The 25231-nt window shown below is 65.8% G+C and carries 24 protein-coding genes; 9 read left to right on the forward strand and 15 right to left on the reverse strand.

Annotation, left to right across the window (positions count from 1 at the left end; genetic code table 11):
- The first annotated feature begins 8 nt into the window (after positions 1–8).
- Positions 9–3449 carry a bifunctional proline dehydrogenase/L-glutamate gamma-semialdehyde dehydrogenase PutA gene (putA, locus tag C8N34_RS13740; RefSeq protein ID WP_242013806.1) on the forward strand — a complete coding sequence of 1147 codons (3441 nt, stop codon included), beginning with the start codon at positions 9–11 and terminating at the stop codon, positions 3447–3449.
- Positions 3450–3497: 48 nt separating this feature from the next.
- On the opposite strand, the gene nanR is transcribed toward putA, so the two are convergent.
- A complete protein-coding gene (gene nanR / locus C8N34_RS13745; protein ID WP_108129293.1) occupies positions 3498–4241 on the reverse strand; it encodes a transcriptional regulator NanR in 744 nt (247 codons plus the stop codon).
- Positions 4242–4467: 226 nt separating this feature from the next.
- Between nanR and oiaX the strand changes: the two genes are divergently transcribed.
- Positions 4468–5748, forward strand: a complete 1281-nt coding sequence (gene oiaX, locus C8N34_RS13750; protein WP_108129294.1) for a 3-oxo-isoapionate-4-phosphate decarboxylase OiaX — start codon at positions 4468–4470, stop codon at positions 5746–5748.
- A gap of 3 nt (positions 5749–5751) precedes the next feature.
- Here oiaX and C8N34_RS13755 read toward each other — a convergent pair whose 3' ends face one another.
- Positions 5752–6924 (reverse strand): MFS transporter, encoded by a 1173-nt coding sequence (locus C8N34_RS13755; RefSeq protein ID WP_158640702.1) that lies wholly within the window; start codon positions 6922–6924, stop codon positions 5752–5754.
- A 13-nt stretch (positions 6925–6937) separates the two neighbouring features.
- A complete protein-coding gene (locus C8N34_RS13760) occupies positions 6938–8317 on the reverse strand; it encodes a four-carbon acid sugar kinase family protein (RefSeq protein ID WP_108129296.1) in 1380 nt (459 codons plus the stop codon).
- Positions 8318–8438: 121 nt separating this feature from the next.
- Between C8N34_RS13760 and C8N34_RS13765 the strand changes: the two genes are divergently transcribed.
- The 4 genes from C8N34_RS13765 (at position 8439) to C8N34_RS13780 (ending at position 12168) form a co-directional block, all read left to right on the forward strand.
- Positions 8439–9266: a phosphogluconate dehydrogenase C-terminal domain-containing protein gene (locus tag C8N34_RS13765; protein WP_108129297.1), complete on the forward strand. Its 828-nt coding sequence runs from the start codon at positions 8439–8441 to the stop codon at positions 9264–9266.
- 68 nt (positions 9267–9334) lie between these two features.
- Entirely contained in the window at positions 9335–10309 is a 975-nt protein-coding gene (locus tag C8N34_RS13770; protein ID WP_108129298.1) for a TRAP transporter substrate-binding protein, read from the forward strand.
- 87 nt (positions 10310–10396) lie between these two features.
- Positions 10397–10897 carry a TRAP transporter small permease gene (locus C8N34_RS13775; protein WP_108129299.1) on the forward strand — a complete coding sequence of 167 codons (501 nt, stop codon included), beginning with the start codon at positions 10397–10399 and terminating at the stop codon, positions 10895–10897.
- Entirely contained in the window at positions 10894–12168 is a 1275-nt protein-coding gene (locus tag C8N34_RS13780) for a TRAP transporter large permease (protein WP_108129300.1), read from the forward strand. Before C8N34_RS13775 ends, C8N34_RS13780 begins: the two co-directional genes overlap by 4 nt.
- 74 nt (positions 12169–12242) lie before the next feature.
- On the opposite strand, the gene hypE is transcribed toward C8N34_RS13780, so the two are convergent.
- From hypE to C8N34_RS13840, 12 genes are read right to left on the reverse strand one after another with little or no spacing between them, the layout of a single operon-like run.
- Positions 12243–13265 (reverse strand): hydrogenase expression/formation protein HypE, encoded by a 1023-nt coding sequence (gene hypE, locus C8N34_RS13785; RefSeq protein ID WP_108129301.1) that lies wholly within the window; start codon positions 13263–13265, stop codon positions 12243–12245.
- Positions 13265–14398: a hydrogenase formation protein HypD gene (gene hypD / locus C8N34_RS13790; protein ID WP_054304689.1), complete on the reverse strand. Its 1134-nt coding sequence runs from the start codon at positions 14396–14398 to the stop codon at positions 13265–13267. Before hypD ends, hypE begins: the two co-directional genes overlap by 1 nt.
- Complete coding sequence (locus tag C8N34_RS13795; RefSeq protein WP_054304688.1) at positions 14395–14676, reverse strand: HypC/HybG/HupF family hydrogenase formation chaperone; 282 nt, start codon at positions 14674–14676, stop codon at positions 14395–14397. Before C8N34_RS13795 ends, hypD begins: the two co-directional genes overlap by 4 nt.
- 3 nt (positions 14677–14679) lie before the next feature.
- Positions 14680–16158, reverse strand: a complete 1479-nt coding sequence (locus C8N34_RS13800) for a sigma-54-dependent transcriptional regulator (protein WP_054304687.1) — start codon at positions 16156–16158, stop codon at positions 14680–14682.
- Positions 16155–17054, reverse strand: coding sequence for a hydrogenase nickel incorporation protein HypB (hypB, locus tag C8N34_RS13805; RefSeq protein ID WP_054304686.1), 900 nt, complete (start codon positions 17052–17054; stop codon positions 16155–16157). The genes C8N34_RS13800 and hypB overlap by 4 nt, the downstream gene beginning before the upstream one ends.
- On the reverse strand, positions 17054–17395 hold the full coding sequence (gene hypA / locus C8N34_RS13810; protein WP_054304685.1) for a hydrogenase maturation nickel metallochaperone HypA: 342 nt from the start codon (positions 17393–17395) through the stop codon (positions 17054–17056). Before hypA ends, hypB begins: the two co-directional genes overlap by 1 nt.
- Positions 17388–18239, reverse strand: coding sequence for a HupK protein (locus tag C8N34_RS13815; RefSeq protein ID WP_108129302.1), 852 nt, complete (start codon positions 18237–18239; stop codon positions 17388–17390). The genes hypA and C8N34_RS13815 overlap by 8 nt, the downstream gene beginning before the upstream one ends.
- Complete coding sequence (gene hybE / locus C8N34_RS13820; protein WP_108129303.1) at positions 18236–19003, reverse strand: [NiFe]-hydrogenase assembly chaperone HybE; 768 nt, start codon at positions 19001–19003, stop codon at positions 18236–18238. Before hybE ends, C8N34_RS13815 begins: the two co-directional genes overlap by 4 nt.
- On the reverse strand, positions 19000–19833 hold the full coding sequence (locus C8N34_RS13825; RefSeq protein ID WP_108129304.1) for a hydrogenase expression/formation protein: 834 nt from the start codon (positions 19831–19833) through the stop codon (positions 19000–19002). The genes hybE and C8N34_RS13825 overlap by 4 nt, the downstream gene beginning before the upstream one ends.
- Positions 19834–19840: 7 nt before the next feature.
- The gene (locus tag C8N34_RS13830) at positions 19841–20260 is read right to left on the reverse strand and encodes a thioredoxin domain-containing protein (RefSeq protein WP_108129305.1); all 420 of its coding nucleotides are present in this window, start codon (positions 20258–20260) and stop codon (positions 19841–19843) included.
- Positions 20261–20264: 4 nt separating this feature from the next.
- The gene (locus tag C8N34_RS13835) at positions 20265–20585 is read right to left on the reverse strand and encodes a HypC/HybG/HupF family hydrogenase formation chaperone (protein WP_108129306.1); all 321 of its coding nucleotides are present in this window, start codon (positions 20583–20585) and stop codon (positions 20265–20267) included.
- Positions 20585–21193, reverse strand: a complete 609-nt coding sequence (locus C8N34_RS13840; RefSeq protein ID WP_425320670.1) for a HyaD/HybD family hydrogenase maturation endopeptidase — start codon at positions 21191–21193, stop codon at positions 20585–20587. Before C8N34_RS13840 ends, C8N34_RS13835 begins: the two co-directional genes overlap by 1 nt.
- Before the next feature lie 292 nt (positions 21194–21485).
- On the opposite strand from C8N34_RS13840, the gene C8N34_RS13845 reads away from it, so the two are divergent.
- From C8N34_RS13845 to C8N34_RS13855, 3 genes are read left to right on the forward strand one after another with little or no spacing between them, the layout of a single operon-like run.
- Positions 21486–22817 (forward strand): sensor histidine kinase, encoded by a 1332-nt coding sequence (locus C8N34_RS13845; protein WP_108129308.1) that lies wholly within the window; start codon positions 21486–21488, stop codon positions 22815–22817.
- On the forward strand, positions 22814–23800 hold the full coding sequence (locus tag C8N34_RS13850; RefSeq protein WP_108129309.1) for an NADH-quinone oxidoreductase subunit B family protein: 987 nt from the start codon (positions 22814–22816) through the stop codon (positions 23798–23800). Before C8N34_RS13845 ends, C8N34_RS13850 begins: the two co-directional genes overlap by 4 nt.
- Positions 23797–25209 (forward strand): nickel-dependent hydrogenase large subunit, encoded by a 1413-nt coding sequence (locus C8N34_RS13855; protein WP_108129310.1) that lies wholly within the window; start codon positions 23797–23799, stop codon positions 25207–25209. Before C8N34_RS13850 ends, C8N34_RS13855 begins: the two co-directional genes overlap by 4 nt.
- Positions 25210–25231: the final 22 nt, after the last annotated feature.

The following is a 25231-nucleotide window of genomic DNA, read 5'->3' on the forward strand; positions in this document are numbered from 1 at the left end:
TTCCCCATATGCCGCGCGACATGGCCGATAGCTGGAGCATCATCGACACCCAAAGCCTGCGCGACGAGGCGGCGCTTCTGCGCAACCTGATCGCCGAGGCTGGGCTGTCGCCCGAGGATCGTGCGCGCATCACTGCCGCCGGGGCCGATCTGGTGCGCCGCATCCGCGCCAGCGTGAAGCCGGGGCTGATGGAGGTGTTTCTGGCCGAATATGGCCTGTCCACCGACGAGGGCATCGCGCTGATGTGTCTGGCCGAGGCGCTGCTGCGCGTGCCGGATGCCGAAACGATGGATGCGCTGATCGAGGACAAGATCGCGCCGTCGGACTGGGGCCGCCATCTGGGCCATTCGGCATCGAGCCTCGTCAATGCCTCGACCTGGGCGCTGATGCTGACCGGCAAGGTTCTGGATGACCGAGAGCCGGGCGTCGTGGGCCATCTGCGCGCTGCTATGAAACGGCTGGGCGAGCCGGTGATCCGCACTGCCGTGGGCCGCGCGATGAAGGAAATGGGCCGCCAGTTCGTGCTGGGCGAAACCATCGAAGGCGCGATGAAGCGTGCGCGCGAACTGGAGGCCAGGGGCTATACCTACAGCTATGACATGCTGGGCGAGGCTGCGCGCACCGAGGCCGATGCCCGTCGTTACCACCTGTCTTATTCCAAGGCGATCACTGCCATCGCCGCCGCCGCGACGACCGGCGATATCCGCAGCAACCCCGGCATCTCGGTCAAGCTGTCGGCACTGCATCCGCGTTACGAGGTGGCCAAGCGCGAGCGGGTGATGGAAGAACTGGTGCCGCGCGTCCGTGCGCTGGCGGGGCTGGCGAAATCGGCGGGCCTTGGCTTCAACATCGACGCGGAAGAGGCGGATCGGCTTGCCCTTTCGCTGCAAGTGATCGAGGAAGTTCTGAAAGATCCGGCCTTGCGCGGCTGGGACGGGTTCGGCGTGGTGGTGCAGGCCTACGGGCGTCGCGCCGGTGCGGTGATCGACTGGCTTTATGCGCTGGCGACGAAGCTTGACCGCCGCATCATGGTGCGGCTGGTGAAAGGCGCCTATTGGGATGCCGAGGTGAAGCGCGCGCAGGTCATGGGCCTTGACAGCTTCCCGGTGTTCACGCGCAAGCAGGCGACCGATGTCAGCTATATCTCCAACGCCCGCAAGCTTCTGGGCATGACAGACCGGATCTATCCGCAATTCGCTACCCATAACGCGCATACGGTGGCGGCGATCCTCGACATGGCGACCGATCCGCGTGCCTTCGAGTTCCAGCGCCTGCATGGCATGGGCGAGCGGCTGCACGATCTGGTGCTGACCGACCGGGGCACCCGTTGCCGCATCTATGCACCAGTGGGCGCGCATCGTGATCTGCTGGCCTATCTGGTGCGGCGCCTGCTGGAAAACGGCGCCAATTCGTCCTTTGTGAACCAGATCGTGAACGAGGACGTGACGCCCGAAACCGTGGCGGCTTGTCCGCTGAGCTTCATGGAAACGGTTGATCCGGTTGCCAATCCGGCCATCACCACCGGCCCGCGTCTGTTTGGCGCGCGGCAGAACTCCAAAGGCTGGGATCTGACCGATACCGCGCATCTGGCGGCGATCGAGGCGGCGCGTGCGCCGCATCTGACCGCGATCTTCGACGCCCGTCCGCGCATCGCCGGGCCAGTGGCGGGCGGGCAGCGGCTGGATGTGGTGAACCCGGCGACGGGCGAACATGTCGGCAATCTGATCCCCGCCGCGCAGCCGGATGCTGAAATGGCGCTGGCCGGCGCGCGGGTCTGGGATGCCACCGCGTCCGAACGGGCCGAGGTGCTGCGTCGCGCCGCCGATCTGTATGAGGCCGAATTTGGCGCCATCTTCGCCCTTCTGGCGCGCGAGGCGGGCAAGAGCCTGCCCGACGCCGTGGCCGAATTGCGCGAGGCGGTGGATTTCCTTCGCTATTACGCCGATCAGGGGCAGGCGCTGACGGCCGCGCCGCGTGGTGTCTTCACCTGCATCAGCCCGTGGAACTTCCCGCTGGCCATCTTCACCGGTCAGATCGCCGCCGCACTGGTGGCCGGGAATGCGGTGCTGGCGAAACCGGCGGAGCAGACGCCGCTGATTGCCACACTGGCGGTGGATCTGCTGCACAAGGCGGGGGTGCCGCAAACCGCGCTGCAACTGCTCCCGGGCGACGGTCGGGTGGGGGCAATGCTGACCTCGGACCCGCGCGTCAATGGCGTGGCCTTCACCGGCTCGACCGAAACCGCGCTGATCATCCGCCGCGCCATGGCCGCCAATCTGGACCCCGCCGCGCCGCTGATTGCCGAGACCGGCGGGCTGAATGCAATGGTCGTCGATTCCACCGCCCTGCCGGAACAGGCGGTGCGCGACATCCTCGCGTCCTCCTTCCAGTCGGCCGGGCAACGCTGTTCGGCGTTGCGCTGCCTTTATGTGCAGGAGGATGTGGCCGAAAACCTGCTGGAAATGCTGTTCGGCGCGATGGATGAACTGCGTCCGGGCAATCCCTGGCATCTGGCGACCGATGTTGGCCCGGTGATCGACGCCGAGGCGCGTGACGCTATCGCGGCCTATGTCGATACGGCCCGTGCCGGGGGGCGGGTGCTGAAGGAAATGACCGTGCCGAACGCCGGCACCTTCATCGCCCCGGCGGTGATCCGCGTCTCCGGCATCGAACAGATGGAGCGCGAGATCTTTGGCCCGATCCTGCATGTCGCCACATTCCGCGCCGCTGATCTGGACAAGGTGATCGGCGCGGTGAATGCCACGGGCTATGGCCTGACCTTCGGCCTGCATACCCGGATCGACGACCGGGTGCAGCGCGTGGTCGACCGGCTGCATGTCGGCAACATCTACGTCAACCGCAACCAGATCGGCGCCGTGGTTGGCAGCCAGCCCTTCGGGGGCGAGGGGCTTTCGGGCACCGGGCCGAAGGCGGGTGGCCCGGACTATCTGGCGCGCTTCACCGCACAACCCGCGCCTGAGGTTGATCCCGGCGCCGCCGGAACTGCGACTGAGGCCGAGGTGAGCCGCGCGCTGAAAGCCGTGCAGGGTCTGGATGAGGTGATGCAGGTGCATGACCTGCCGGGTCCGACCGGCGAGAGCAACCGGCTGTCGGCGCATCGTCGTGCACCGCTGCTGTGCATGGGCCCCGGTGCAGCCGCCGCGCTGGCGCAGGCCGAGGCGGTGCGTCGTCTTGGCGGCGCCGCGGTCGAGGCGGCGGGGCTTGACCCGCAGGCCCTGACCCGGCTTGACGGATTCTCGGGCGTGCTGTGCTGGGGCGAGGGCGCGCGCGCCTGTGCCGAGGCGCTGGCCGCCCGCAAGGGGCCGATCCTGCCGCTGATCGGTGGCCTGCCCGATGCCGCGCATGTGGCGCTGGAGCGCCATGTCTGCATCGACACCACGGCTTCGGGCGGTAATGCACAACTGTTGGCCGAGGTTTCCGGGGCCTGACCCGAAATCGTGCTGATACCCTGATCCGGGCGCCCCTGCGGCGTCCGGTCAGCTTTCGTAGCGATACATTTCGCTCGACCTGTCCAGATGGCGGCGCATGGCATTTACCGCACCCTCCGGGTCTTTCTGGCCGATGAGGGTCAGGATCTCTTCATGCTCCGCCAGGGTCTTGTGCTCGTTTCCTGACCAGTGCAGCAGCGCGGTGTAATAGCGCAGCAGCCAGCGCAGCATCGACGCCGAGACGGCAGCCATGATCGGGTTGCGCGTGGTTTCCGCAATGCGGGCGTGAAAGCGCAGATCGGCTTCGATGAACTGGCGCGGGTCATCCAGATGGCCACGCTGGTCATCCAGGATACGGCGAAGATCGAACAAATCCTGTTCGGTCGCCCGCAAGGCAGCTAACCGCACCATGCCCATTTCGAACATGCGACGCGCCTCCTTGAGGTTTTCCAGCTGATCGGGGGCAGAAGACAGCAGGATCTGCGCCACCTCGTCCACCCGGTCCAGAACGCTGTCAGGCGACAGGGCGTTCACCCGGCTGCGGCCGCCGTGGGAAATGGTGATCAGCCCCATGGTCTGCATGGATTGCAGCGCCTCGCGCACCGCGGGGCGGCCAACGCCGAAGCGCTGCATCAGATCGCGCTCTGACGGCATGGGGTCGCCGGGCCGCAGATCGCCCGAGGTGATCATGGCGCGCAGCCGGTCAAACACCTCGTCCGACAGCTTGCGCCGGACAATCTTGTCCTCCCCGGCAGGGGCGGCCGTCCGGGGGGTATCGCTGGTCGGGGGCATGGGGTGTCTCGTTTCTGCGGGGTGAAATTGTATGATGAGGTGATCATATGCAATATCCGCCCCGCTCGCAACCAGAGCGGTAGCCGTGCGCTGCGTGAGCAAGGTACTGGAAATTCGCAGAAATTACAGTCCGCTGTGCTTTCGTCTGGCGGATGTGGCCGGATAGAAAGTCATTGCTGTCATGTGGTATAATGAGTATACCATAAGGGTAGAGAAGGAGGACGGCATGACCGGAAAGCGCGACGACAGCACCATTCGCGTCACCTATCGGCTGGAAATTCCGGCCCTGCCGGGGGCGAGCCTTGAGAAGATGGCGGAAAAGATCGCCTCCGACCAATCGACCGGCACTTTTACCGAACTTCCGGGCGAGACCGAGGAAGTGCGTGCGCGTTGCGCTGCCCGCGTGGTCGCGGTGCAGCCGCTGGAAAGCACCGATCAGCCCGGCTTCCCGCGCCCCGAAGACCCGCCCGGAACCCATTACCTGCGTGGCGATGTCACCATCGCCTTCCCGCTGGAGGCCGTGGGCACCGATATCGCCGCGCTGATGACGATTACCGTCGGCGGTGTCTATTCGGCGCGCGGGCTTTCCGGGGTCCGGGTGATGGATTTCGACCTGCCGTCTGCATGGGCATGCCATCCGGGGCCGCAGTTCGGCATTGCCGGATCGCGCCGGCTGATGGATGTGGCGCAAGGGCCGATGATCGCCTCGATCATCAAGCCGTCGCTGGGCCTGACGCCTGCTGACACCGCACAGGTGGTGCGGGAACTCTGTGAGGCCGGGGTCGATTTCATCAAGGATGATGAAAAGCTGATGTCGCCCGGCTATTCGCCGCTGGCCGACCGTGTGGCTGCCATCATGCCGGTGATCGAGGATCATCAGCAGAAGACCGGCAAGCGCGTGCTTTATGCCTTTGGCATTTCCTCGGCCGACCCGGATGTGATGATGCGCAATCACGATCTGGTTCATGCGGCGGGCGGCGCGGCGGCGGTGGTCAATATCAACTCGGTCGGTTATGGCGGCATGAGTTTCCTGCGCAAACGCTCGGCCCTTTGCCTGCATGCGCATCGCAACGGCTGGGACATCCTGACCCGGAATCCCGCGCTGGGGATGGAATTTCGCGCCTATCAGAAGATTTGGCGCCTGTTGGGGGTGGATCAGTTTCAGGTCAACGGTATCGCCGCGAAATACTGGGAACCTGACGACAGTTTCGTGCGCAGCTTTGGCGATTGCCTGACGCCGATCTTTTCCGAGGCCGATTGTGCGTTGCCAGTGGTCTGTTCCGGCCAATGGGGCGGGCAGGCGCCCGAGACCTTCCGCCGGACCGGCGGTCGGCTGGATCTGATGTATCTGGGGGGCGGCGGCATCCATGGGCACCCGATGGGGGCTCGTGCCGGGGTCACGGCGATCCGTCAGGCGTGGGAGGCGGCAGAGGCAGGGATCGCGCTGGCCGACTACGCCGGGACCCGCCCCGAACTTGCGGCTTCGCTGGCGAGGTTTGCGCGCTGAGGTTCAGGGCCCCGACCTGCCAAGACGCGGTGCAAGGGGCAGGGCGGCCAGGCAGCCCAGCAGGGTGACGGCCAGCAGAAGGGTCGTCACCGGCACCAGACCGGCCCGCTGGGCCACTGCCCCCGCCAGCAGCACGACCGACGCGGTCACACCGTAGGTGATTGCAGCGTAAAGCGAGGCAAGGCGGCCCTGTGTGGCGGCGCCGGTGCCTTGGGTCAGCAGGATCAGCGACAGCCGGTAGGCCCCGCCTGCGCCTGCACCAATCAGCACAAAGCCTGCGAGGCCGGGCAGATCCTGCCCGGTTGCCGCTGCGATCAGGATAGCGGCCAGACCAAGCGCAATCGACAGCAGGCCCGAGAGCTGCGGCCAAAGCTGCGCCATGCGGGGGCTTGCAAGCTGCACGATCAGGCTGGCCAGCAGCAGCAGCGGAATCCCAAGCGCCTGCACCAACGGCATGCCATGATCCGCGAAATAGCTGGGCAGGAACACGATGGCCGAACTCAGCGCGGACCAAGTGAGACAGCCGGTCAGCAGCGGGCGCCAGTTCACGCGCAGGATCGGGGAAACCGGGTCGAGGTTTGCCGTGCCGGTATGGATGCTCTGCCGGTTCAGCGCACGCCGCCGCATCAGCAGCAGGGCCAGCGGCAGGCTCAGCGCGATGCAGGCAAGGGCGTGGATGTGAAAGCTGAGCGTGATGGCGCGCGTGCCCGTCAGTTGCAGCACCAGTTCCGAAGCCGAGGTGCCAAGGATCGCCCCGGCCAGATTGCCGGTGGCCGACAGTGCCCGTCCGCCTGCGCCGATGGCTGCAACCACAACCGCTGCCGCCGCGCCGGTGCCAAGCCCGCCTGACAGTCCCTGAAGCGCGCGCCCGGCCAGAATACCCGGCGCCTGTCCGGTGCCCAGCAACAGATCTGCCGCGCAGGCCAGACCGAGTGACAGCACCAGCATCAGGGGCGCGCGGCTTGCGATGGCGGGGCTCGCCGCCACGAACAGCACCGCGACCAGCGCCCCGACATAAGAGATATAGGTCAGTGTCATGGTCAGGGGCGAGAAGCCCAGAACCTCGCGGTAGACCGGCAGCAGGGGCGTGGGGGTATTGGTTCCCGCCAGCAGCAGGATGAAGGCGCCACCGCCCAGCAGGGCCTGCAGCTTCTGGCCCGGGGGCGTCGCTTGCATGATTTTGGCCCTCTTATCGCGGCCCGCCACCATCGCGGACCCAGCCGAAGAAATCTTCTGCCCCCATCTGCCCGCCCTTCAGCGCGATTTCCAGCCCGTCATGCTGGGATGTGCCATAGCCCTGGCAGATCGCCGCCCCCGGAATGGTGGGCGCGCGGGCCTCCAGCGCCTGCAACCCCAGCCGACGCATCCCGAAGCCCGAGGTGTCGCCGCCCGAGATCACCGCCCGGCGCAGGCCCGATCCGCGCAGGATGCCATCAAGGATGCGGCCAAGCGCATCGCCGATGCGGGCATTGGCTTCGGTCATTGACAGGGACACGCCGGAAAGAGCTGCGCGGAAATCCGTGACCGCCGGGTCGTCAGGGCCGCGCGCCGAATGAACCAGCGGGCTGGCCCCGCGTGCGGCAGCGGCACAGCCTTCGGCGATCACGCGGGCAATCTGCGCCTCTGCCTCTGCCTCCGGTCCACAGACGCAGGCGGCGGGGAAGGACAGCAGTTCAAAACCTTGCGCCGCTGCGTGATCCAGTTGCCGCGCTGTGGTGGGGGAAACAGAACCGGAAACCGCCGCGATGGCGGAAACCTTTGCCAGCCCCGGCACCGGGGCGGGGCTGGTGATGAGGCCGCTGGCAATCCAGTGCCGGACCAGCGCATACTCGATACCCTGACTGCCGACGGCAAACCCCAGCCGGTCGCGGTTCTCCCAGATCAGTCGCCCGGCGGCGGCCTCCGAATCAGGGGCCATCGCGTCGATGGACAGAACCCGTGCGCCGGTGGCGAGCGCGCGCTCCAGCGCGGTCTGCGGGTCATCGGCCAGCATCTCGAGGTCGATCAGCGCCGCAGGCAGATCGGTCTGCGCCGCCAGATGGCGCAGCAGATCGGCTTCGGCCATCGGGGTGACCGGATGTCGTGCCATTACCGGGTGCCGGTCCAGCCGGAACACCCCGTCCAGCGTGCCCGCGAACAGGTGGCCGAACGCCTGATACCGGCGCATCTGTGGCGCGGCGGTCAGCATGGGCACGGCTGCCGCCGGGCGCACCGACAGCCCGACCCCGATCGCCGCCCCGATCGAGCCGGTCTCGGGCGAAGAATCGAAGGTGGAGCAGGCCTTGTAATGCAGGATCGGCGCACCCAGACGATGAAGCCAGCCCAACGGCGCGGGCAGGTTTTCCTGCATCCATTCCGGGCTTTCCGTTCGCGAGGTCGAGGCGATGCCGATGGCGCGCGCATGCGGAAAGCGGCGTAGTAGCGCTTCTGACGGGATGTCGGAAAACAGCACGGCAGGTACGCCCGCGAAGGCCAGCACCTCCATCACCGCAGCCGAGCCGGTGAAATCGTCGCCATACCAGGTCAGCCAGGGTGCCTGTTGCGCGGTGTCCAGCACGTCTTCCGACATCGGTTTCCTCCCTTGCCGCGGGGTGTGCCGGCTGGCGACAGCGGCTATTGACTTAATCGTCATATTATTATCTCATCATACCAGTTATGCAAGATGCGCTTGGCGCAGCGGGAGGAACATCATGACGACAGTTGCCTTGTTCGGGGCGGGCGGAAAAATGGGCATCCGTCTGGGCCGCAATCTGGCCAGGACCGATTTCGAGGTGCGCAGCGTCGAGGTTTCGGACATCGGCAAAGACCGCCTGCGCTCTGAGATCGGGGCCGAGGCGGTGGCGCCGGAGGTGGCGATCAAAGGCGCCGATGTGGTGATCCTGGCGGTGCCGGATACGGTGATCGGCAAGGTGGCGAAGGATCTGGTGCCGCAGCTTGACCCCGGCACCATGGTCGTGGTGCTGGACGCGGCGGCGCCCTTCGCGGGCGATCTGCCGGAACGCGCCGACATCACCTATTTCGTGACCCACCCCTGCCATCCGGTCATTTTCAACTACGGCAAGACCGATGCTGAACTGCATGACCATTTCGGTGGCATCGCCGCGCCGCAGGGCGTGGTCAATGCGCTGATGCAGGGGCCGGAAGAACATTATGCGCTGGGCGATTCCATCGCGCGCGCCATCTATGCGCCGGTCAACCGCACCCATCGCTGCACGGTCGAACAGATGGCCTATCTGGAGCCGGGCCTGTCGGAAACCGTCTGTGCCTCGCTGCTGGTTGTAATGCGTCAGGCGATGGACGAGGTGGTCAAGACCGGCGTCTCGCAGGAGTGTGCCCGCGACTTCCTGCTGGGCCATATGAACATCCTCGGCGCGGTGATCTTCGACGAGGTGCAGGGCGTGTTCTCGGACGCCTGCAACAAGGCCATCGAATTCGGTATTCCGGTGCTGATGAAAGATGACTGGAAGCGCGTGTTCGAGCCGGAGGAAATTCTGGCCAGCGTGAAGCGCATCACCTGAACCCATTCCGGGCAGGGGCGCGAGGGGCGCCCCGCCGCAATCAACGGTCATTCCAGGGAGGAACCACCATGACCCGACTGACGACGCTTGCCGTGCTGCTGGCCGGTGCCTCGGCCTTTGCGCTGCCGGTAACCGCCAAGACCTTCAATCTCGCTTTCACCCCGCCGCTGGAAAGCCATTACGGCGACGCGGGCAAGGCGTTCAAGACGAAGATCGAGGAGCTTTCGGGCGGCGATATCGAAATCGCGCTGAAACCCGCAGGCGCGCTGGGCGGCGAGCGGGACGTGATCGAAGGCCTGCAAATCGGCACGGTCGAACTGACCATCTCGTCCACGGGGCCGATCGGGAATTTCGTGCCGCAGGTCTATGCGCTGGATTTCCCGTTCCTGTTCAAGGACTACGCTTCGGCCCATGCCGTGCTGGACGGCGAGATCGGGCAGGAAATCCTTGCCGATTTCGAACCCGCAGGTCTGGTGGGACTGGCCTGGGCCGAAAACGGCTTTCGCCACATCACCGATTCCAAGCATCCGATCCGCACCCCGGATGATCTGAAGGGCATCAAGCTGCGCACGATGGAAAACGAGGTGCATATCGCTGCCTTCAAGGCGCTGGGTGCCGCGCCGACCCCGATGAGCTGGACCGAGGTTCTGACCTCCCTGCAACAGGGCACCATCGACGGGCAGGAAAACCCGGTGCCGATCATCACTGCGAATAACATGTGGGAAATCCAGAAATATGCCTCGCTGACCGGGCATGTCTATTCCCCGGCGGCCGTGGTGATTTCCAAGATCACCTGGGACGAGCTGTCGCCCGAAGAGCAGGGCTGGATGAAAGAGGCCGCGAAGGCCGCGGCCGAAGCCTCGCGCGCGACCGTGGCGAAGAACGAGACCGCCGGTGTCGAGAAGATGATCGCCAATGGCATGGAGGTCGTGACCGACATCGACAAGGCGGCGTTTGCCGCTGCGGTGCAGCCGGTCTATGACGAATATGCGCCGAAATATTCGCCCGAGCTGATCCAGCGCATTCGCGACGCGCAAAAGTAAACCGATGGCCGGCGCATTTCCCTGATGCGCCGGCGCACGGTTCGGGGGGAGGGCGGCGCAGGCCGCCGCGCATTCTCGGGAGGAGGAATGTTGAAAGCTTTGACGTCTGCGGGCGAGGCTGCCGTGCGCCTGACCCATAATGCCGCAGCCCTGCTGCTGGCTATTGCCACACTTCTTGTCTTTGTTCAGGTCGTTACCCGCTTCGTCCTGGGCGATGCCGCCGTCTGGTCCGAACTGGTGGCGCGCGGCGCGATCATCTGGTCGACCTTCCTTGTCGCGGGGGCGGCATTCCGGGCCGGGACCATGATTCCGATTGATTTCATCCGTTCGCTGCTGCCCGCACCGATCCAGCTTTGGGTCGTCCGGCTGGTCACGCTGCTGACGCTGATCTTTCTGGGTGTTCTGGTTTGGTATGGCATCCTCATGGCCGGACGGGCGCAGAGCCAGCGGGTCGCGATGCTGGATGTGTCGATGGCGGTCTTTTACGCGGCCATCCCGTTCGGTGCCCTTTGCGCCATTCCAGGTGTCCTGCTGCGGCACCGCGATGCCGAGCGCGGCTCCCTGCATGACGAGGAGATCCACGAATGAACCTTGGTCTTGCCGCGTTCCTGATCCTGTTCTTCGCCCTTTCGGTGCCCGTCGCGGTGTCGATCGGTCTTGCCTCGATCTTCTCGATCCACTTCTTCTCGAACATGCCACTTCTTGTGGTGCCGCAGAAGATGTTCACCGGACTGGACAGCTTTCCGCTGATGGCGGTGCCGTTTTTCATTCTTGCAGGCGTGATCATGACGCATGGTGGCATCTCGGCCCGGCTGGTCGATTTCGTCAAGGCGCTGGTCGGCGGCGTGCAGGGCGGGCTGGCGAGCTCCTGCGTGCTGACCTGCATGATTTTCGCCGCGATTTCCGGCTCGTCGGTGGCGACGACCTTCGCGGTCGGCTCCATCCTGATCCCGGCAATGGTGCGACATCACTATCCGGTGCCGATGGCTGCCTCCATCCAGGCATCCTCAGCGGAGCTCGGGGTGATCATCCCGCCTTCGGTACCGCTGATCCTTTATGCGGTTTCGACCGAAACCTCGGTGACGCGGCTGTTCCTCGCCGGTCTGCTGCCGGGCCTTCTGGTGGCGGCGGGGCTGGTGATCATGGTCCAGGTCTGGTGCCGCCTCAAGGGGTATGGCCGCGAGGATGGCGACAGCCGCGCGCCTCTGGGGCAGGCCACGCGCCGCGCCTTCGGGGCCCTGATGATGCCGGTCATCATTATCGGCGGCATCTACGGCGGGGTCTTCACCCCGACCGAGGCCGCCGCAGTTTCGGTGATCTATGCTTTGGTCCTGTCGATGTTCGTCTATCGTGAGATCGGGCTGGCCGAACTGCCTGCCCTGTTCCGCGATGCGGCCCGATCTTCGGGGGCGGTCATGTTCATCATCGCCGCTGCCTCGCTGTTCAGCTTCCTGATCAGCCGCTCGGGCCTTCCCGCCGCGGTGGGTGACTGGGCGCAGGGAACGTTCTCGTCGGACATCACCTTCCTGCTGGGCATCAACCTGCTGTTGTTCGTGGTCGGCATGTTCATCGAAACCTCGGCGGCCATTCTGGTTCTGGCCCCGATCCTGACGCCAGTCGCGCTGAGCTTCGGTATCGATCCCGTGCATTTCGGTATCGTCATCGTGGTGAACCTCGCGCTTGGCATGTTCACGCCGCCGCTGGGGGTGAACCTGTTCGCCGCCGCGCAGGTGGCGAAAATCCCGGTGCAGCGCATGTTCGGCAGCCTTCTGTGGCCGATCCTTGTGGTGATCGCGGCGCTGATGGTGATTACCTATGTGCCTCTGCTGTCTATCGGGTTTGCCAATTGGGCGATATGAGCGCGCCTGTAGCAAGGTAAAGGAAAAGGGGCGCCTCGGGCGCCCCTTTTGCGGAAGCGGAGGACAGATGAGGATCAGCAGATCCTCGGCAGTTGTTCCCCCACCAGCATGTCGACGATCCGCGCGCCGCCGAAGGCCGTGCGCAAGGTCACGCGCCCGGCCTGTCCCTGGCTGGCGCGGCCGATCACGGTGCTGTCGCGCCCTTCGGGCAGGGAGCGCAGGGCCGCCAGCGCCGCCGTGGCCTCGGCCTCGGGACAGAACAGGACCAGCCGTCCCTCGTTCGCCAGATACAGCGGGTCCAGCCCGAGGATCTCGCAAACGCCGACCACCTCGGGGCGCAGGGGCAGGGCGGTTTCCTGTATCTCGACGGCAAGCCCCGCCTCCGCCGCCATTTCATTCAGCGCCGAAGCCAGCCCGCCGCGCGTGCAGTCACGGGCGGCGGAAATCCCCGGTGCGGCGGCGAGGGCGGCCTGCATCAGATGGCCGAGCCCGGCGCAATCGCTTGCCAGATCGGTGGACAGCGCCAGATCGCCACGCGCGGCAAGGATGGCGGCGCCGTGATCGCCCAGCACACCGTTGACAATGACCACATCGCCCGGACGAATGCGCGCGGCCCCTATATCGCGGCCGGGCGGGATAACGCCCACCCCGGCGGTGGTGATGAACACGCCGTCTGCCTTGCCGCGCTCCACCACCTTGGTGTCGCCGGTCACGATCCGCACCCCGGCCTTGTCCGCCTCGGCGGCCATGGTGGCCACGATCCGGCGCAACAGCGCGATTTCGCAGCCTTCCTCGATGATGAAAGCCGCCGAAAGCCAGAGCGGCCTCGCGCCTCCCACCGCCAGATCATTGACCGTGCCGCAGACCGCCAGCTTGCCGATGTCACCGCCCGGAAATTCCAGCGGCGTGACGACGAAACTGTCGGTGGTGAAAGCCAGCCGCGCGCCGGGTTCCTGCAAGGCTGTCCCGGTCAGCCGGGCCTGATCCTCGGAGCCGGGCGGCTGAAAGACCGAGGTAAACACCTCGTCAATCAGGTCGCGCATGGCCCGACCGCCGCCGCCATGGGCCATGGTCACATGGGTGTCGCGCAGGGCCATTATTCTGCTGCCCTGATACCGGAATATTGCCAGTAGGCGGCACAGGCCCCTTCGGACGAGACCATCAGGGCGCCCAGAGGCATTTCCGGGGAGCAGCCGGTGCCGAATTGCGGGCATTGCGGCGGTTTCATCTTGCCGGTCATCACCGCACCGCAGCAACAGCCCTCGATCTCCGGCACATTGCGGCTGGAGGCGGCATAGCCGATACCGAATTTCTCTTCCGCGTCGAAGGCGGCATATTTCGCCCGGATCCGCAGGCCCGAGGCGTCGATCTCGCCCAGACCGCGCCATTCGAAGCTGGGCCGCCGTTCATAGACATCGGCGATCGCTGCCAGAGATACCGGATTGCCGTGTTCCGGCACCACCCGCGCATACTGGTTTTCAATCGCAGCACGGCCTTCGGCGATCTGGGTCAGCACCATGAGAACCGATTGCAGCAGGTCCGTCGGCTCGAACCCTGCGACGACCAGCGGCTTGCCATAGTCGCGGGCAATGAAATCATAGGGATGGACGCCAATGACCATCGAGACATGCCCCGGCCCGATGAAACCGTCGAGCGTCATGTCCGCATCGTCCAGCAAGGCGCGGATCGGCTCCGGCACGGTGATATGGTTGCAGAAGACGCTGAAATTCGTCAGCCCCTCGCGCGCGGCCTGCTGGATCGACAGCGCGGTCGAAGGCGTCGTTGTCTCGAACCCGAGCCCGAAGAACACCACCTCGCGCCCCGGATTCCGCCGCGCCAGTTCCAGCGCATCAAGGGGGCTATAGACCATGCGGATATCCGCCCCGGCGGATTTCGCCTGCATCAGCGACTTGCGATGCCCCGGCACGCGCATGGCATCGCCGAATGTGGTGAAGATGACACCGGGACGTTCGGCAATCTCAACACATTCATCGACACGCGCCATCGGCAGCACGCAGACAGGGCAGCCGGGGCCATGGATGAACTCGATCCCGTCATGGATCAGCTTGTCCAGCCCGTAGCGGAAAATCGAATGGGTGTGGCCACCGCAGATTTCCATGATGTGTACGGGCCGGTCACGGCTGGCGCCGATGCGGTCGGCCATGCGGGCAATGGCGGAAAGCAGAGCACGGGCTGCCACCGGATCGCGGAATTCAGAGGCGAATTTCATGCCAGCGCCTCCGCCGAAGAGGCCATCTGTTCCAGCGTTTCCTGCGCCTCGCCCAGATCCTGAAGCGCCTGCAAGGTTTTCGCGGCCTCCTCCTCGTCGATCAGGGCCATGGCGAAGCCGACATGGATCAGCGCCCATTGCCCGACCAGCGCCTCAAGGTCATTGCCAGCGACCGGCGCGACATTCACCTCGCGCCGCACGCCCGAAACCTCGGCCATCGCCATCAGACGATCCGCATGCGTGATCGCGACGATCCGCCCAGGAATGCCAAGACACATCGTTCAGTCCTCCTCTTCCTCATGCACGCGGCCCGACGGGTCGGAAATGCCATAGCGGTCCAGCTTGGCCCGCAGGCCGACGCGCGAAAGCCCCAGCTCCACCGCAGCGCGGCTCTTGTTCCAGCGGTGGCGGGTCAGCGTTTCGCGCAGGATGCGCATTTCGATCAGTTCCACCCGATCCTTCAGCGTGCCGTCCGCCATCAGCGCGGCATCGGCGCTGCGGTCGGAGCCAAGATCCGAGGGGGCTGCCTGAAGGATCGCGCGGCTGATGAGTTCAGCCCCCAGCATCGGGCCCTGTGCGAAGATCAGCATGCGTGTGACCTCGTTGTGCAGTTCCTTGAGATTTCCGGGCCAGTCCCAGTTTTCCAGAAACTCCAGCGCATCGGGGGAAAAGCCGTGTGCGGCCTTGCCGTGGCGGGCGGAAAGGTCATCCAGAAACGCCTGTGCGAGGATCGCCACGTCACCGCGCCGCGCCCGCAGCGGCGGGATCACCAGTTCCGCCACCGCAAGCGCATAGTAAAGGTCAGCCCGGAAGGCGCCGTCCGCCACCCGGCGCAACAGATCCGCCCCGGCGCCCAGCAACAGCCGCAGATTGGCAGTCTGCACTTCCTGACCACCGACAGGGGTGAAGCTCCCCTCATCCAGCAGTCGCCACAGCGCCAGTTGCAGGCCGGGCGAGGCATGTTCGACCCCCTCGATGAACAGGGTGCCCCGGTCGCATTTCTGGGCCAGCCCGATCTTGTTGACGCCGCCGGGCAGGATACCCCGCTTGGCACCGAAAAGTTCGATCAGGGCCAGTTCCTCGGTCAATCCGGCAAGGTTCAGGGCATGGAACGGCCGGTCCGAACGGAGCGAGGAAAAATGCATGGCGCGCGCCAGCCGCGCCCGCCCGGTTCCCGGCTCGCCGGTCAGCAGGACGGGCACGTCGAAACTGGCGAAATGCCGGGCCGCCGCCAGCACGCCCTTCATCGGGCTTTGCGGGCTGTGAAGGATGGTTTCAAATCCCAGACCCTCACGCAGGGCCAGACGGCGCTTTTCCAGTTTGGTTTGCGCGGACGAGGCCAGAAAGCGCATCTCCAGCGCCATCCGCTCGTTCTCGCGGGCAAGCTGGAACAGATGCGCCCCGTTGCGCGCCGCCATCAGAAGCTGGTCCGGATGCCACGGCTTTGTCAGGAACTGGTGAATTCCTGCATCATTGATCGCGCTCGCCATCGCGCCCGGATCGGTGTAGCCGGTGATGAGCATGCGGACGGTATCGGGCCAGCGTTCGCGCAATTCGGTCAGCAGGGCGACCCCGGTCTTGCCTGGCATCCGCTGATCGCAGATGACCACCTGCACCCATTCCTCTTCCATCCGCTGCACGGCTTCATCGGCGCTGCCAGCGGCGATGCAATCGAATTCGTCCTCCAGCGCCATGCGCATCGAGGATAGCGAATGTGGCTCGTCGTCGATCAGCAGGACGGTCGGGCGTGGGCTGGTCATGCAGCTTTCTCCGCCAGACGCGCCCGCAGCCAGCCAAGCCATTCCGCCATGCCTGCGCCGGTGCGGGCAGACAGGGCGATGATTTCGATATTCGGGTTCACCCGCCGCAGGTTGGCGGTATAGGCGGCCAGATCAACGTCGCAATGCGGCGCAAGATCCAGCTTGTTGAGGATCGCAAGACGCGCGGCACTGAACATATCAGGGTATTTCAGCGGCTTATCCTCGCCCTCGGTCACCGAAAGGATGGCGACCTTGGCATCTTCGCCGAGATCGAAGCCTGCGGGGCAAACCAGATTTCCGACATTTTCGATAAACAGGAATGACCCGGCGGCGGGGCGCAGCGCGTCGATGGCGGTGCCGACCATATGCGCATCCAGATGGCAGCCCTTGCCGGTGTTGATCTGAAGCGCCCGCGCGCCGGTAGCCCGGATCCTGTCGGCGTCGTTCGAGGTCTGCTGATCCCCCTCGATCACGGCCAGAGGGGCGTCTCCCAGTGCCTCGATGGTCTTGCACAGCAGCGTGGTTTTGCCCGAGCCGGGCGAGGAGACGAGATTGAGCGCCAGAACCCGAAGCGCGTCGAGCACCCGCCGGTTCGAGGCGGCAAAGGCATCGTTCTTGGCAAGGATCGAGGTTTCCACCTCGATCAGCCGCGCCTGCGTCAGCCCCGGAACCGACACCCCGGCCGGGCCGGTGCCGTAATGATGATGGCCTGCTGCCAGGGACGGTGCGGACGCGCGGTCGGCGGTGGCCTGGATATGGGGAAAGGGCAGGGCGGGGGCTGCGGGCCGGAAGACCGGGCCATGCGAATGCGCAAGGCCCAGCCGGTGCGCCTCGTCATGGCTCATTTCCCTGCCATCGACGGTCACCGTGTCACCACATCCGCAAACCGTACACATCACAGCACCTCCATATTCCTGATCCGCATTTCATCGCCACCCTCGGGGATCAGCCGTCCGCCATCGCACAGCGGGCAGGGGGCGAGCCTGTCGGCAATCTCGACCAGCTTCATGCAGTCATAGCAAAGCGCCTGCCCCGGCAAGTCAATGATCTCCAGCCGGGCCCCTTCGGCCGGGCTGCCCTTCATCACCACGTCAAAGGCGAATGCCAGCGCGGGCTTTTCGACCCCGGCAAAGCGGCCGATTTCCAGCCGCAGAAGGGTGACGCGCGAAAAACCATGGGCGCGGGCCTGATCTTCCACGATGGAGCGGATGCCTTCGACAAGGCTCATCTCATGCATCCTGCGGCTCCTCGATCAGCACCGGCACGCAGGGATCATGCAGCGCAATGATGCGCGGCGCGAGATGGCGTTGGTCTGCGGGCAGGCGACCCAGCGCCTGTAGCAGCGCGCCACCGGGGGCGAGCAGATGGTCGGTCGGGGTGCGCCGGGCGATGCCGGTCACGCGACCCTCGCACGAGTTCAGCCGCAGGCCGTAGGCGCCGCGCGCGGCAGGAACACAGGCAAGGCCCTCGGCCGCGACCGGCGCAGGCAGCCGGTCGGCCAGCGCGGCCTCCAGATCGGCCAGCAAGCCGACGAAGCGCCAGAGCGGCCCGCGTCCGTAGCGGCTTTCAACGGCGCGCAGGGTGGGGGCACCTGCCTGCCGACCGGCGGCAGAATTCTCATATGCGCCTTCGGCCAGCGGATGCGGCGGCGGCGGCAAGGGGGCGGTGCAGGCGATGCCCGGGGCGAATTCCTGCGTGATCCGGCAGGCCAGCGGTGTCAGCGGGCTGTCCCAGCGGCACAGATCCCCGTCGGCAGGCAGTCCGTTCCGGCCCAGCAACTCTGCCGGATCTGCGGGCAGGGCGGGCGCTGTCAGCCCGAAGGCCCTTGGAAGGATCACCGTCAGACGGATCACATGATCCCTGATGATTTCGGTCCGCAGATCGCCCGTCGCCGGAAGACCCAGCGCCAGCTGCGCCGCAAGGCCCTGCGCCACCCGGCACAGGTTGAACAACCGGGGCAGAAGTTCGGCCACTTCGGGCACGGGCCTGCCCAGAACCATCGTCTCGACCGGCAGCCGCTGGCCGGTGCGAAGCGCGGGTCCGTCCGGCCCAAAGCCCAAGAGGACCGAAGCCAGCGTCATCCGCCCAGCCCCCCGGTGATGAGCCTCCGGCGCGACGGCCCTTCTGCCGCTGGCAGGCTGTCTACGGGCGGCGCCAGTTCTGCCTCGCGCCGCGCGCGGATATCTGCGGCCCGGTCGGTTTCGGCGCGGTTTTCCGGGCGGAACAGCTCGGCCATCACCGCGCGCGCAACATCCACCGCCTGAAGCTGGCTGGTGAAATCGCCCATGGGCGAAAACAGCGAGCAGGCCAGATAGGGGCCGGTCATTTCACGGGCGTTATGGATGAATTCATATTCGCCTGACGGGAAGACCAGCACCTCCTTGCCGGTTGCGGGCAGCAACGGGTAATCCGCCGGGGGCAGGAACACGAGGTTCATGAACCACGGGGCAACCAGCACACCCAGAAAGCCGCCCTCATATGGCTGAAACTCAACCGCCTGCACATGCAGCGCATGGTTCACCATCGGAACATCGCGCATCTTGCCGTTAAAGACTTCTGTGAAATCGGCGACCAGCGCCTGAGTGCGTCGCTCCATCTCTGCCAGAACCGGGGCCGAGGCGGCGCCGGGGTCTTCGCGCACCAGAAACTGGGCTTTCGGGGCAGAACAACCGGGGCAGGACCAGTCCTCCGGCAGATCGACAAAGGCGGTGCCGGGCATCACCTGCCGCGTATCGTCGCCTTCCGCCGGATCATAGGGGGTCCAGCAGATCTTGCATTCCATGATCGCAAGCGGGCTGATCTTGTCGGTCGCGCCCAGATAGCTGCCCTCGAACCCCGGCGTCATCGGATCGCCTCGATCACGTCGCGGATGCGCAGGGCGCTGTCACGCAGGTCTTCATCGGCCGCCAATGCGACCTCGGGCATCCCGGTCACCTCGAAAGTGTCGAGGATCAGCGTGTCCATCGAATTGAAGAACTGCACCTTCCAGACGGAGGGCATGGCGGTGGCTGTAACCCGGCAATTGCCATAGCCGCGCGACAGCACGGTAACGGCGCCTTCGCCCGTTGCCTCGGCCAGCCAGTCAAGATCCTCGGGTGTATGCGGCAACAGGGAAAGGTTGATCACATGCGCCATCGCTCCGGCCTTGTGGCTGCGCGACTTTTCCACCAGCTCGGTCAGGATCGCAGGGGCGTTGGCGAGGCCCGGCCCCTTCCGCGCGAGGCTTCCGATGGCAGGCCGGTGTGGCATATGGGCCCGCGTCAGTGCCAGAGCGGGCACGGGGGCCACCTCGACCAGATCCATCCCGGCGGCCAGACACATCCAGACCCCGGCAAAGACGCTTTCCTGCACCATGACCGCAGGCAGGCCGCGGATCTTCATGGAAACTTCGCCCTGACCCAGCGCATCAGCCATGACCTTGCGCGCTCCGGGCGAAAGGCTGGCCAGATCGAAACTGACCGGCGCCGCGCCCTGCGCCACCAGTTCGCAGGCGGCGGCCATTTCGGCCAGCATGGCCAGCGCATCGGCCATGGCCTGCTGGTCCTCGGCCTCGGGAATATGCGGCGCATAGGTGCGCATCCCCGAGGGCATGGCCATGTATTGCAGTTCGCCATCCGGGTCGGGCTGCGATCCGGGTCCGAAACCGGCGGGGGGAAGGGTGAAGGGGCTGACCATCGGAACCTCAGGCGGGTTGAAGGGACAGGATATGGGTGATGCGCCCGAGATAGTCGGACCAGTCACGGACCTTCTCGATGGCACCCAGAAAGCCGGATTCGCGGAAGAACAGCAGCCCCGGCGTCTTCAGGGCGCGATACTGTTCCCGCAAGGCGGTTTCGATGGCCTCATCGACAACCGCGCAATCAAAGGCATTCTGGAAGGCAAGCCGCAGCTCGGGCAGGATCACCGCCGCATCCGCCGTTTCCAGATTCCGGCGCGGATCGCCCGGAATGAACAGGCAGTGCTGGCCGGGGCGTGCCAGAAAGCCGGTGACATCCTCTGCCGAGGCGAGGCGGGGATACAGGAACTCCGTCTCCAGCCGGGCAATCAGCGGGTGAAGACCGCTGGACGGGGGCAGATCCTGTAGCGGGGCATGGTCTTGCATGGTGTCAGCCTGTGCTGCGGCCCGCATCCTGCGCGGCCTGAAGATGGGGAGGAAGCCGGGGCAGGCGGTTTTCAAGATCGGCGAAGGCATCGCCCGGGTCCTGGCCCTGCATGAGTGCCGCAAGCCCGGCCAGGGCGGCGCGGATCTTCTGCGCCTCGTCCTCGGGCAGAAGGGCATGGGCGGTGCCCAGAAAGTTCAGCACCCAGTCGCCCGGTCGCGCCTCGGGCAGCAGGGACAGGTCGACCAGCGCGGGCCGCTCGCCGTCCAGCGCATGCCCTGCGATGCCGTCGATTGCGACCAGAAGGACCGGAATGCCCACGCACATCAGGCGACACCGGGAAAGAAACGGGCATCGCCCGTGCGGCAGGCCTCGTCTTCAGAGGGGCGGCCCGCCTCATAAGCGTCGCGGCGGATCGAGGGATCGGCCAGCAGGTTGCTTTTGGTGCGGCCCGGCCCGACCGCGACGCCCCATTCGGCCAGGATCACGCGCGCCATGGCCAGCGCTTCGGGGATGCGTGCCGCGACCAGCGGGCGCAGGCCCCCGCCGTAATCCTCCAGCTCGACCGGCTGGCAGCCGATCAGCGCCATTTCCGGCGGGCGGCATCCCGTCAGGGCCGCCGTGGCGATGACATCCTGAAAGCCGGTCTGGTGCAGGCTCATCTTCTTTGCGCCCATGAAGGCGGGCACTTCATCATTGCGCACCAGTTTCATCGTGCCGGGTGGCAGCCCGTAGTCGATCGCGTCAAACACCAGCAGCGCGTCGACATTTTCAAGAAACGGCAGCAGATACAGCCCCTGCGTGCCACCGTCGAGCAGTTGCACATTCTCCGGCAGGGCGTGGCTGTCGGCCATTTCCTCGACGCAGCGGACACCGAACCCCTCGTCAGCCCACAGAACATTGCCGATCCCGAGGATCAGAATTCGTTTCGGCACCGGCGTCCCCTCCCTGGTGGCTGGTCGAATGGTTTGCATTCCTCCGTCCAAGTGAAAGCATGGCTTTCCGCCTGCCGTGATCAGGAATTTGCCGATAGCCGGGATTTTCTGCAAAGCCTTGAGGCTTAAGTATAAAATGCGGTCTCGGTATGCATCTGTCTACCGAGAATCGAAAAATAATTGTCCGATTTTCTAACTTTGTGGAAGTTAACTTTCCAAATAACCATGGCGACGGCCCGGCAGGACAAGATTCCGGCTTTGCCAGAACCCGCCACCGGCCTAGGATCAGGGCATGACCGCGACGCACGAATCCAGCGACCCCGCCCAGCCGGTGCCCTTCAGCGATGATGCCTGGGGCGAGGTGCTGTCGGCCATGGACCGCACCTATGCCGATCTGGTGGATTATCAGGAGCGGCTGGAGCGTCAGAATGCCGAATTGCAGGAAATGCGCACTTTCCTGAATGCAATCCTGTCCTCCGTCTCGGATGTGCTGATCGTTGCGGGGCGTGGCGGTCAGGTGGAGCAGGTCAGCCGGTCGGTCACGCTGCTGACTGGCGGGCAGGAAAGCCAGGTCGTGACCATGGCGCTGCCCGATATGTTCACCGAAGGGCAGCGGCCGCTGCTGGCGGTCATCCTGCAAAGCGTGCGCGAACAGCGGCGCAGCGCCAGTCTTGAATGCGATCTGCTGACACCTGGCGGGGTGGAGCCTTTGGAACTGTCGGTTGCGCCCCGCCTGGACGACCGGGGCCGGGTGGATGGCTATGTGCTGACCGGACGCCCGCTGGGCGCGCTGCGCAAGGCCTATGCCGAGCTTTCGGCCAGTCTCGACGCGCTCAAGACGGCACAGGCCTTTCTGGTGCGCAACGAAAAGCTCGCCTCTCTGGGGCGGCTTCTGGCCGGGGTGGCGCACGAGCTGAATAACCCGATCAGTTTCGTCTATGCCAATACCCATGCGCTTGAACGCTATGCGGGCAAGTTCGAAACCTATTTCACCAGGGTGCAGGATGGGGCCAGCCGCGAGGAGCTGATCGCGTTGCGTCAGGATCTGCGGCTGGACCGCGAAGTGCAGAATCTGCGCATGGCCATCAGCGGTGCGCGCGATGGTGCGGAACGCGTGCGCGACATCGTGGAGGATCTGCGCCGCCTGTCCTCGGACGGGGCGGGCGAAATGGTTGTATTCGATCTGGCCGAAACCGCGCGGGTCGCTGCGGAATGGGTCATGCGGGGCATGAGCCAGTCGGTCACGCTGGACAGCACAGCGCTGGGCCGGACGATGGTTCTCGGGCGGCCCGGCCATATCCAGCAGGTCGTGATGAACCTGATCCAGAATGCTGTCGACGCGCTGGAAGGCGTGGCCGGCGCGAGGATCAGTCTTTCCGTCCGCACCGAGGCAGGGCAGGCGGTGCTGATCGTGGCCGACAATGGGCCGGGTGTGCCCGAGGCGGTGCGGGCTGCGATCTTCGATCCGTTCTTCACCACCAAGGCGGTGGGGCGGGGTACGGGGCTTGGCCTGTCGATCAGCCACAAGATCGCGGAAGAGCATGGCGGCCTTCTGGCGTTGATGGACGAGGCAGAGGGCGCGGCTTTCCGGCTGGAATTGCCACTGGCAGAGGGGGCCGGATGAAAACGCTTCTATGGCTTCAGGCGGCGGGCTGCGGTGGCTGCACGATGTCCCTGCTCTGCGCCGAAAGCCCGGATGTGATCGAAACGCTTGAGGATGCGGGCATCCGTCTGTTGTGGCATCCGGCGCTTTCGTTGGAAACCGGCGCCGAGGTGCTGACCCTGCTGAATGCAATCACCGAGGGCAGGCAGGTGCTTGATATCCTGTGCGTCGAGGGCGCGATTGCACGGGGGCCGGCAGGCACCGGGCGGTTTCAGATGCTGGCTGGCACCGGGCACAGCCTCATGCACTGGGTCGAAAGGCTGGCGCCGCGCGCGGCCCATGTCGTCGCCGTCGGATCTTGTGCAGCCTTTGGCGGCGTGACGGCGGCGGGGGGCAACCCCTCGGATGCGGTCGGCCTGCAATATGACGGTGGTCACTCCGGTGGCCTGTTCGCCCCGGACTGGCGGGCGGGGGGCGGTGATCCTGTCATCAATATCGCGGGCTGCCCGACGCATCCGGGCTGGGTGACCGAAACCCTGATGTTGCTGGCGGCAGGCGAGGAGATCGCACTGGACGGTTTTTCCCGGCCGCGCTTTTACGCGGATCATCTGGTTCACCACGGCTGTCCGAAGAACGAGTTCTACGAATACAAGGCCAGTGCGCGGGAACTGTCGGAGATCGGCTGCATGATGGAAAATCTGGGCTGTATCGGCACGCAGGCGGTGGGCGATTGCAATATCCGCCCCTGGAACGGCGAAGGGTCCTGCACGCGGGGCGGCTACCCCTGTATCAACTGCACCGCGCCGCGCTTCGAAGACCCTGCCCATGCCTTTGTCGAGACACCCAAGGTCGCGGGCATCCCGGTCGGCCTGCCGACCGATATGCCGAAAGCCTGGTTCATGGCGCTTGCCTCGCTGTCGAAGGCGGCGACACCGGAACGCATCGGCCAGAACGCCAAGGCGGATCGCGTGCTGGTGCCGCCGACGCTGAGGCGGCCGAAATGATGCGCCTGGTGGTCGGCCCCTTCAACCGGGTCGAGGGGGATCTGGAAGTTGCCCTGACCGTCGAGGACGGGCATGTGCGGCGGGCCGAGGTCAATGCCCCGCTGTATCGCGGCTTTGAACAGATGCTGCTGGGGCGCGACCCGCGCGATGCGCTTGTGATCACGCCGCGCATCTGTGGCATCTGCTCGATCAGCCAGTCGGCCGCTGCGGCGCAGGCTCTGGCCGGTGCGATGGGGCTGGAGCCGACACCGCAGGGTGCGGCCATGGCGGCGCTGATCCATGCGGCGGAGAACGTGGCGGATCATCTGACGCATTTTCACCTGTTCTTCATGCCCGATTTCGCGCGCCCGGATTACGCAACCCGCCCCTGGCATCGTCGCGCAGTGGAGCGGTTCACCGCGATGGAAGGCGGTGCGCAGCGGCGTGCGGTGCAGGCGCGGGCCGAGCTTTTGCATGTCATGGGCCTTCTGGCAGGGAAATGGCCGCATACGCTCGCCATCCAGCCCGGCGGGGTCACGCGGGCACCCGGCCTGCGCGAAAAGGCCCGGCTTGGCGCGACGCTGCGTGCCTTCCGCCGCTATCTGGAGGAGGTTCTGTTCGGCGGGTCGCTGGAGGAATTTGCCGCGCTCGACACGCCTGATGCGCTGATGCGCTGGGGGCGGGGCGATGTCGGGCTGTTTCTTGAAATCGCGGCGGACCTTGATCTGCTGACGCTGGGTCGGGGCAGCGGGCGCTATCTGTCTTTCGGGGCCTATCGCCAGGCAGAAGGCCCGGTCTTTGCCGCCGGGGTTTGGGACGGGGTGGCGCGGCAGCTTGATCCTGCGGCGGTCACCGAGGATCTGAGCCACGCCTGGATGGCGGGCGGGGCGCAGCACCCGTTTGAAGGCGTGACGGTGCCGGACGAAAGCATGTCGGCCCCGGCCTACAGCTGGTGCAAGGCCCCGCGTTTGCAGGGCCGGGGGTATGAGGTGGGCGCGCTGGCGCGTCAGGTGGTCGACGGCCATCCGCTTGCACTTGCGCTCGTGGGCGGCGGGGTGCTGGCACGCGTGGCCGGGCGGCTTCTGGAGCTGGCACGCAGCCAGCCGGTGATGGAGGGGCTGGTCGCCGGGATCGTGCCGGGAGAAGCCTTCATGGTGCAGGGCCATCTGCCAAGGTCGGGCCGCGGCGCCGGGCTGGTCGAGGCAGCGCGGGGTGCGCTGGGTCACTGGCTGCGCATCGAGGGGGGCAAGATCGCCGGATACCAGATCATCGCCCCGACCACCTGGAATTTCAGCCCGCGTGACAGCGCCGGTGTGCCCGGCCCGCTGGAGGCGGCGCTGGAAGGGGTGGCGGTGGAAGGGCCGGGGGCGCTGTCCGTGCAGCATGTGGTACGCAGCTTCGACCCCTGCATGGTCTGCACGGTTCACTAGGCCCAGGCCGCGCCAGCCAGGC

Source organism: Gemmobacter caeni (assembly GCF_003054195.1).
Taxonomy (GTDB): domain Bacteria; phylum Pseudomonadota; class Alphaproteobacteria; order Rhodobacterales; family Rhodobacteraceae; genus Gemmobacter; species Gemmobacter caeni.